Here is an 8,345-nt window from a genome sequence, read left to right as displayed (position 1 = left end):
CGGCGCATTTCTCGGGGCCTTTGGCCAGCAGCTTGGCGGTCCAGCTGGAGTCGGGTTCCGCACCTTTGCGGGCTTCGATGGTTGCGGCCAATTCGTGCAGAATGCTCATGCCAACCTCATCGGGATGCCTGCGGCGGCCATGTGTTCCTTGGCCTCGCGGATGGTGTATTCGCCGAAATGAAAGATCGAGGCCGCCAGCACAGCGCTGGCCCCGCCCTTGGTGACGCCTTCAACCAGATGATCCAGATTACCCACGCCACCCGAGGCGATCACCGGCACATCCACCGCGTCACTGATCGCGCGGGTCAGGGGCAGGTTGAACCCGGCCTTGGTGCCGTCGCGGTCCATCGAGGTCAGCAAAATCTCGCCCGCACCCTTGGCAACAACGGTTTTGGCAAACTCCACCGCGTCGATGCCGGTGGGTTTGCGGCCGCCATGGGTAAAAATCTCCCACTTGCCGGGGCTGACGGTTTTGGCGTCGATGGCGCAGACGATGCATTGGCTGCCGAACTGATCCGCCGCTTCGGCGATCACATCTGGGTTGGCCACGGCGGCCGAGTTGAAGCTGACCTTGTCCGCCCCCGCCAGCAGCAGGGCGCGCACGTCGTCCTTGGTCCGCACGCCGCCACCCACGGTCAGAGGGACGAAACACTGTTCGGCGGTGCGCTGCACCACATCGAACATGGTGCCCCGGTTTTCATGGGTCGCGTGGATGTCCAGAAAACAGATCTCATCCGCGCCGGCGGCATCATAGGCCTTGGCCGATTCCACCGGGTCGCCCGCATCGCGCAGGCCGACGAAATTGACACCCTTGACCACACGGCCATCGGCGACATCAAGGCAGGGAATGATCCGGGTTTTCAGCATGGTGCATCCTTTGTTGGGGCACCTCTACCGGCAAAGCCCCGCTGATGCCAGACTTGTTGAGCCACGAATGATCCGGGGCGGATGATACGCAAATTCCAACTGATGTGCCTTTGGGGCTTGCCGCCGCGCTATTTCAGCAGCTTGAGGGCGGAAATGAGGTTGGCCTTGTCATCGGTCCACGGCGTTTCCCCGTCAGATGTGACACCGGTCCAGTTGCCCTCGGCGATGAAACCATCGATCAAGGATTTGTCCGGGCTGACAATCGCGACAATGCTGGATAGGGCGCCAGACTTCTTGTCCTCTTCTTTGACGGTGTGAAACTGGGTGGCGGCATGCAGACCCAGACTGCCCGAGATCCGTGCGAGCGGGTCGATCAGGTCGTAGTAATTGTTGCTGATGTGGAAAACCAAAACACCATCTTCGGTCAGCCGCTCGGTGTACAATTTGACAGCCTCTTGCGTCATCAAATGCAACGGAATGGCGTCGGAACTATACGCATCCAGCACCAGAATATCGAATTCAAAGGGGTTCTGCGCCAGAACGACCCGGGCGTCGCCAAGATAGGTCTCGGATTCTGGGGCACATTCGGACAGGTATGTGAACATGGACGGATCGCGGGCCACCTGATCGACCATCGCGTCAATCTCGAAGAATGACCATGTCTGAGAAGGTTGCTTGTAACAGGCAAGCGCACCGGTCCCCAGACCGACGATGCCGATATGCTCGGATCGTTGCCCGAATTCCGAGGTGATCACCTGCGCCATCGGACCCTTTGGGTGATAGTAGGTCAGGGGCGTCGGGCGTTTGCCGAAATCTTCCTCTTTCTGCCAGCCATGGATGGTGGTGCCGTTTCTGTAGACCCGCAGTCCTGCAAGTGAAAATACCTGATGCGTGCCAAAGAAGCTGCGATCCTGGAACAAGGTTTCCTGTTTGGAAATGAGAGAGGGCAGCATGACAACGCACAGCAAGACAGCGGCGCGAACCAGGCTGTTTCGGAACAGCAGCAAAATCACGGCCAGAACCAGGGTTGCGGCAAGGGCGTGGGACATGCCGTTGCCCCAAAAGTTGAACCCTTTGAACACCCCGAACACGCAAAGAACCGGAATGCTGGTCAGCAAGCCAATCATGACATTGCGTGGCGTAAGCGAAGACGGCAGCAGCAATAGCAGCCCGCCGGCCAGGATCAGGGTGATCTGAGCTTCGATCTCTTGAAAGAAGACCGCCGGCGCGATGATCGAGTTGAAGAGCCCGCCGAGGGCGCCACCGACCGACAGGGCGATATAGAAGACGGTCAATTGGTCAGCAGGTGGGCGGCGTTCGTACAGCAGCCTGTGCGCAAACAATGCGATCACGAACAGCACCGGAACGTAAGCCAGAATGGTGATCGGCGCGGCGTGTTGGCTAACCAGATTTGACAGCAACACAGCGCCAACCGCCAGCGCCAGAAGCACCGGGATGCGCAGGCTGTCAGTGGTCAACTTCTTCCAGGTGGCAAATGCGACGACAAATGACAGGATATACACGGCAAGCGGCACAACCCAGATTAGCGGGATAGAGCCCAGATCCGTACTGACTTTGGTGGTGATAGAAAGCATCAGCGATGACGGAACAAAGGCGACGGCAATCCAGATTGCGATTTGCTTCGGGTTGAGAGCGTGAGACGATGTATGACGTTCCGCACTGGTCACTGCGGGTCCCGGCCCGTGCATAGCCATCAGACCGCTGATCAGAAGCAGGCCACCAAACAGGATAAAGCCGAAAAACCAAATCGTGCTGGTCGCTTTTGCGCCCAACAGCGGATCGGCCAACAAAGGGAAGGCCAGCAAGGCCAGCAGAGAACCCACGTTACTGGCGCTATAGAGGAAATAGGGGTCATCCCGCGACGGGCCATTCGACCGTGTATACCACGCCTGAAGCAAGGGGGCGTTTGCCGATAAGACTGCGAAAGGCAGGCCGACGCCGATGGCAAACAGCTCGAGCGTTTGCAGGGTGGTCGACCGCGACGGGTCATGGCCCCATGTATCGCTGGCCGAAAGTGGCAGAAAGAGCAATGCCGCCAGCCAGAGCGTGATATGCGTGCATAATTGCCAGCGCAACGGCAGCCATTTTGTCAGCAGATGGGCATAGACATAGCCCAGAATCAGGATGACCTGAAAAAACAGCATAGCCGTGGTCCAGACAGCCGGAGCACCACCGATTTTGGGCAGGGCAAGCTTGGTAAACAGGGGCTGAACAAAGAAAAGCAATCCGGCACTGAGGAACATTGTGGTGCAAAAAACCACAACCGTTGCGGTCCGCAGCCTGAAACTGATCGGATACTCGGTACTTGAAAGGCTCATCTGAAACGGTCCTGCTTGCGTTCTTTGATGTGTCGATTAGCCGGGAAATGCGGCCAATATGGGGCTACTTTGTGTGAAATGCCCGCAGAATGGCGGTATTGTTCACAGGTGAGTTACTGTTTTCAGGGGGGCAGATCGCGCGGCCAAGACATCAAAGTGGCAAAGCCCCGCTGATGCCAGACTTGTGATTGCCATCGCTCTCGAACCTGTGAAAAATGCCCCCAAATTCATCAGGAGATCAATGAGATGCGTAAACTCATTCTGACAACAACATTCATTTTCGGAGGGACTGTCGCAGCAATGGCAGACGATATCATCAAGGTGAGCACGGACAAATCGGTGCCCGAAGCTCTGGACGCGCTCGAAGCGGCTGTTGGCAATGCAGGGGCCACGGTGTTTGCGCGTGTGGATCACGCGGCGGGGGCTGAAAAGGTCGGGCTGAGCATTCCGGCCAATCAGGTGCTGATCTTCGGCAACCCGGCGCTGGGCACGCCCGCGATGCAACTGGACCCGCGCGCGGGGCTGTTCCTGCCGCTCAAGGTGCAGGCCTACGAGGATGCGAACGGGCAGGTCTGGCTGGCCTATGAAGACCCGAAAGAGACCATGGACGAGCTTGACGCGGTCGAAGACGCACCCGTGATCGAGAAGATGCGCGGCGCGCTGGCCAAGCTGACTTCGGTCGCCGCGCAATAAACCTTTAAGACAGGGCGCGAATGGCCTCTGCCAGGTCAATCGCGCCATCATACAGCGCGCGCCCCGAAATCGCGCCGTTCAACGCCACGCCGCAATCGCGCAGCGCAATCAGATCATCCAGCGAACTGACCCCTCCGCTTGCGATCACGGGGATGGAAACGGCCTGCGCCAGCGCCGCCGTGGCCTCGATATTCGGGCCCTGCATGGCGCCATCGCGGTTGATGTCGGTGTAGATGATGGCGGCCACGCCCGCGTCCTCGAAGCTGCGGGCCAGATCGGTGACCTGCACATCGGTTTCCTCGGCCCAACCCTTGGTGGCGACCATTCCGTTGCGCGCATCGATGCCGACGGCAACCCTGCCGGGGAAGGCGCGCGCCGCCTCGCGCACCAGATCGGGGTTTTCCACTGCCACAGTGCCCAGAATGACGCGCGCCAGCCCCTTGTCGATCCATGTCTCGATCGTGGCCATATCCCGGATGCCACCGCCCAACTGCGCGGGCACGTTGCAGGCTTTCAGGATCGCCTCGACCGGGGCGGCGTTGACCGGCTCGCCTGCGAAAGCGCCGTTCAGGTCAACCAGATGCAGCCAATCACACCCGGCATCCACAAAAGCGCGGGCCTGCGCGGCGGGGTCTTCGTTGAACACGGTGGCCTTGTCCATCTCACCACGCAGCAGGCGCACGGCATTGCCGTCTTTGAGGTCAATAGCGGGGTAGAGGATCATGTCAGGCGGCCCTTTGCTGAGGTTTGCGCGGGATATGGCACGGGAAGGACGGGGGATGCAACGCGACGCTAAGTCATTCTTGCCCGGCGGCCTGTTGACGGTCAGACTGATCCGCAAAACAGGGAGATTGTCATGAGAACATTCACACTTGCGGTTGCATTTGCTGCGTTGGCGACCAGCGCCTGGGCGGATGATCCGGTTGACGGGCTGTGGAAGACCGCGCCGGGCGATACGGGCGGCTATCTGCATGTCTCGATCGGCCCCTGCGGCAGCGCGATCTGCGGCACCATCGACACGGCGTTCAACAAGGACGGCGACGAGCAACTGGAATACGAAAACCTGGGCAAACAGATCATCTGGGACATGGTGCCAGAGGGCGGCGGCAGCTATGACAACGGCAAGATCTGGGCGCCGGACCGGGACAAGACCTATAACTCGAAAATGGCGTTGGACGGGCAGAACAAGCTGACCGTCAAAGGCTGCGTTGCGGGCGGGTTGATCTGCCGGGGCCAGACCTGGACACGGGTCGAGTAAGCCTTACGGGGTCCAGGTCAGAAAGTTCCCGATCATGCGCAGGCCCACATCCTGACTTTTCTCGGGGTGGAACTGCATGCCAATCATCGTGTCGCGGCCAATCACGGCCGTGACCTCTTGCCCATAATCCACATAGGCCAGCCGCTGCGCCGGATCGGTAACGCGGAAATGGTAGGAGTGGACGAAATAGGCGTGATCGCCTGTTTCAATCCCTGCAAAGACCGGATGATCGCTCTCCAACACCAGATCGTTCCAGCCCATATGCGGCACTTTCAACGCGGCGTCCGAAGGTTCGATCCGAACAACATCTCCGGCAACCCAGCCCAACCCATCGGTTTCGCTGTATTCATGACCCTTGCTGGCCATCAACTGCATTCCGACGCAGATGCCCAGAAACGGACGCCCCTTCTGCTCGACCGCCTCGACCATCGCGTCATAAATGCCTTTATGGCCCCGCAGTTCCGCCGCGCAGGCCGGAAACGCCCCGTCGCCGGGCAGCACCAGCCGATCCGCCCGCGCGACAACATCCGCATCCGAGGTCACGACAACCTCGCCCGCATCCATCTCACGCGCCATGCGCTGGAACGCCTTCTCAGCCGAGTGCAGATTGCCCGACTCATAATCAATGATCGCAGTCAGCATGGTAGGGCCCAGTTCTTCTTCTTGTCTCAAATACGGCGGGGTGAATTGGCCGCAGGCCAAGAGGGGCAGCGCCCCTCACGCCAACCTCTCAAAGCGCGCCCTTGGTGGACGGAATCGCATCCGCCTTGCGCGGGTCGGTTTCCACCGCGTCGCGCAGCGCGCGGGCGACGGCCTTAAAGGCGGCCTCGGCAATGTGGTGGCTGTTGAATCCGTGCAACTGATCCACATGCAGGGTGATGCCGCCATGGGTGCTGAACGCCTGAAAGAACTCTCGCACCAGTTCGGTGTCGAAATTGCCGATTTTGGGCGTCGGCAGGTCGACATTCCAGATCAGGAAAGGGCGTGCCGACAGGTCCAGCGCGCAGCGAACCTGGGCGTCATCCATGGGCAGGTGACACTCGCCATATCGCCGAATACCCTTCTTGTCGCCCAGAGCGGCGGTCAGCGCCTGACCCAGCGCAATCCCGGTATCCTCGACCGTGTGGTGATCGTCGATGTGGTAATCGCCCTTGGCGCGGATCGTCATGTCGATCAGAGAATGGCGCGCCAACTGGTCCAGCATATGGTCAAAGAACCCGACGCCGGTCTGGTTGTCATATGTGCCGGTGCCGTCCAGATTGACCTGAACCGAGATTTCGGTCTCGGCGGTCTGACGGCTGATCGAAGCGGTGCGCATGGGCGAATTCCTTTTGCTACAGGCGCGCTTATAGACGGGGAAGGCTGGGCATATCCAGACCAAGCGTGGCGATCAGGACAAACTGTTGCAGGGGATTGCACACGGGCACGGCCCGTGCCAGCCTGCGCGGCAACACGAACCAACAGGGCCAATCCCATGTCCACCTGCGTTTTCATCCAGATCCGTTGCAAACCCGGCACTACCTACAAGGTCGCCGAAGACATCGCGCTGCGCGAAATCCACTCCGAGCTTTACTCGACCAGCGGCGAATACGACCTGCTGCTAAAGCTCTACATCCCGACAGATGAAGACGTAGGCCATTTTATCAATGAAAACCTGCTGGTGATCCCCGACATCGAACGCTCGCTGACCACCATGACGTTCAAGGCGTTCTGACACGCCGGGCCCGAGCCTTTTACCCGACCGTTGCCTTTACCATCAGCCCGCGTTTCGCCAGATTGACGCCTGCGCTCAGACGTCCTCGTCCAGAACGGCAATCGCCTCAATCTCGATCACCATGTCTTTGTAGACCAACGCGGGCACGGGTATGCCCGTGGTGGCTGGCCCCGGGGCCGCGTAAGACCCGGACCGAATCAACAGATTTTCATGCAGCGTCTCGGCAGAGGCGCTGCCCTGATAGAAGGTTGTGACCTTCACGACATTGTCCAGCGTCGCCCCGAATTCGGCCAGCACCTTCGACAAATTGTCCATCGCGATCCGGGTCTGCGCCACCATGTCGCCGGGATGCAGGACATTCGCGCCACTGTCCAAGGCAACCTGCCCACCGATGTGAATAACGCCATGGCTCAGGTTTCCGTGCTTATAGGGAAGGGGCGTGGTCCAGTTCCAATGGCCATCCGGCCACGAAAATTGCTTGGGTTCGGAACCGCTGTCACAGATGGCCGTTACTGAAATCCGGGTCGCCAGCCCGGGTTGCGCAAAAGCGGGAAGTGAAATTCCAGTCGGGGCCGGGCCCGGGTCGGGGAAATATCCGGCCCGAATACGGGCGGGTTCTTCCCAGTTGCTGCCGTTCAGGTCATCGCAATAGAAAACATTGATCTTGACCACATCTGAATACTCTGCGCCCACGGCCGCAAGCGCCCGGCCCAGTCGGTCCATTGCAATAGACGTTTGCAAGGCGATTTCCGCCGCGCCTTCGGCCGAACCTTCTGCAGACATGTCGCTGGTGAAGACCATGTCACCTGCGCGCAAAACATGCGAGAACGCTGCTGGCAGGGGTGGCATATCCTCAAGCTGCAAGGATTGTCGCTCAATCCGCGCGCCGTCCGGTGCGCGCATGGCAACGCCCTCGATTTCAACAAGCATGCCCGGATAGCACAATTCAGGTAGGTTGATCATGCTGATCACCGGTCGTGCCTTGGTGCCGATGACAAGCGCCAGTTGATCCAGCAGACGGGTTTCATCCGCTGCATCCCCGACATAATAAACGACAAGGCGCACCAGATCGTCGAAATCAACGTCCAGATCGCTGAAAAGCGCCTCCATGTAAGCCATGGCGTTTGCGCACTGGGCCGGCAAATCGCCGATATTGCGCACGGTCCCCTGATCATCCAGATCGACCTGACCACCGGTAAAGATCAGATCTCCGGCGCGTACCGCATGCTGGTGGGTCAGCTTGACGGGCCAATCCCAATGCCCTTCGGGAAAGCTGTATCGTCTGGCCAAACCGGTCCTCCTTGCATGTTGCCCGGGGGACTAAAGCGAAAACAGCACCAAAGCACAACGCGTCACCGCATCGGGCTATTCAGGATTTGTAAGTCGGAGGGTCTGTATCTGGAGCGGGCGAGGCGATTCGAACGCCCGACCCTAACCTTGGCAAGGTTATGCTCTACCCCTGAGCTACGCCCGC

Annotated in this window: 9 protein-coding genes, 1 tRNA gene and 1 pseudogene; 3 read left to right on the top strand and 8 right to left on the bottom strand. The window is 59.6% G+C overall.

All coding sequences use genetic code 11. The annotated features are described in order from the left end of the window. The 3 genes and pseudogenes from MPJ51_RS20940 to MPJ51_RS20930 form a co-directional block, all read right to left on the bottom strand. A pseudogene (locus MPJ51_RS20940) lies at positions 1-109 on the bottom strand (phosphoribosyl-ATP pyrophosphatase); the annotation flags it as partial. Then, positions 106-867, bottom strand: coding sequence for an imidazole glycerol phosphate synthase subunit HisF (gene hisF / locus MPJ51_RS20935; RefSeq protein ID WP_298387418.1), 762 nt, complete (start codon positions 865-867; stop codon positions 106-108). The pseudogene MPJ51_RS20940 and the gene hisF, both read right to left, overlap by 4 nt. 128 nt (positions 868-995) lie before the next feature. Beyond that, a complete protein-coding gene (locus MPJ51_RS20930) occupies positions 996-3,206 on the bottom strand; it encodes a fused MFS/spermidine synthase (RefSeq protein WP_298387421.1) in 2,211 nt (736 codons plus the stop codon). 246 nt (positions 3,207-3,452) lie between these two features. Between MPJ51_RS20930 and MPJ51_RS20925 the strand changes: the two genes are divergently transcribed. Then, a complete protein-coding gene (locus MPJ51_RS20925) occupies positions 3,453-3,899 on the top strand; it encodes a DUF302 domain-containing protein (RefSeq protein WP_298387424.1) in 447 nt (148 codons plus the stop codon). 4 nt (positions 3,900-3,903) lie between these two features. Here the strand turns inward: MPJ51_RS20925 and hisA are convergent, their stop codons facing one another. After that, complete coding sequence (hisA, locus tag MPJ51_RS20920) at positions 3,904-4,623, bottom strand: 1-(5-phosphoribosyl)-5-[(5-phosphoribosylamino)methylideneamino]imidazole-4-carboxamide isomerase (protein ID WP_298387427.1); 720 nt, start codon at positions 4,621-4,623, stop codon at positions 3,904-3,906. Between the two features lie 132 nt (positions 4,624-4,755). Here hisA and MPJ51_RS20915 point away from each other — a divergent pair, with 132 nt between their 5' ends. Then, on the top strand, positions 4,756-5,157 hold the full coding sequence (locus MPJ51_RS20915) for a DUF2147 domain-containing protein (RefSeq protein WP_298387430.1): 402 nt from the start codon (positions 4,756-4,758) through the stop codon (positions 5,155-5,157). 3 nt (positions 5,158-5,160) lie between these two features. Here MPJ51_RS20915 and hisH read toward each other — a convergent pair whose 3' ends face one another. Then, a complete protein-coding gene (gene hisH, locus MPJ51_RS20910; protein WP_298387433.1) occupies positions 5,161-5,799 on the bottom strand; it encodes an imidazole glycerol phosphate synthase subunit HisH in 639 nt (212 codons plus the stop codon). A gap of 88 nt (positions 5,800-5,887) precedes the next feature. Next, entirely contained in the window at positions 5,888-6,475 is a 588-nt protein-coding gene (gene hisB / locus MPJ51_RS20905) for an imidazoleglycerol-phosphate dehydratase HisB (RefSeq protein ID WP_298387436.1), read from the bottom strand. 156 nt (positions 6,476-6,631) lie between these two features. Here hisB and MPJ51_RS20900 point away from each other — a divergent pair, with 156 nt between their 5' ends. Further along, positions 6,632-6,871, top strand: coding sequence for an Lrp/AsnC ligand binding domain-containing protein (locus MPJ51_RS20900; RefSeq protein WP_298387439.1), 240 nt, complete (start codon positions 6,632-6,634; stop codon positions 6,869-6,871). Positions 6,872-6,946: 75 nt separating this feature from the next. On the opposite strand, the gene MPJ51_RS20895 is transcribed toward MPJ51_RS20900, so the two are convergent. After that, positions 6,947-8,161, bottom strand: coding sequence for a RidA family protein (locus tag MPJ51_RS20895; RefSeq protein ID WP_298387441.1), 1,215 nt, complete (start codon positions 8,159-8,161; stop codon positions 6,947-6,949). 109 nt (positions 8,162-8,270) lie between these two features. Next, positions 8,271-8,345 (bottom strand) — tRNA-Gly (locus MPJ51_RS20890).

Source organism: Ruegeria sp. (genome assembly GCF_028066395.1).
Lineage (GTDB): Bacteria > Pseudomonadota > Alphaproteobacteria > Rhodobacterales > Rhodobacteraceae > Ruegeria.
Note: the sequence above shows the minus strand (reverse complement) of the source record. Positions and strands in the feature narration are given on the sequence as shown.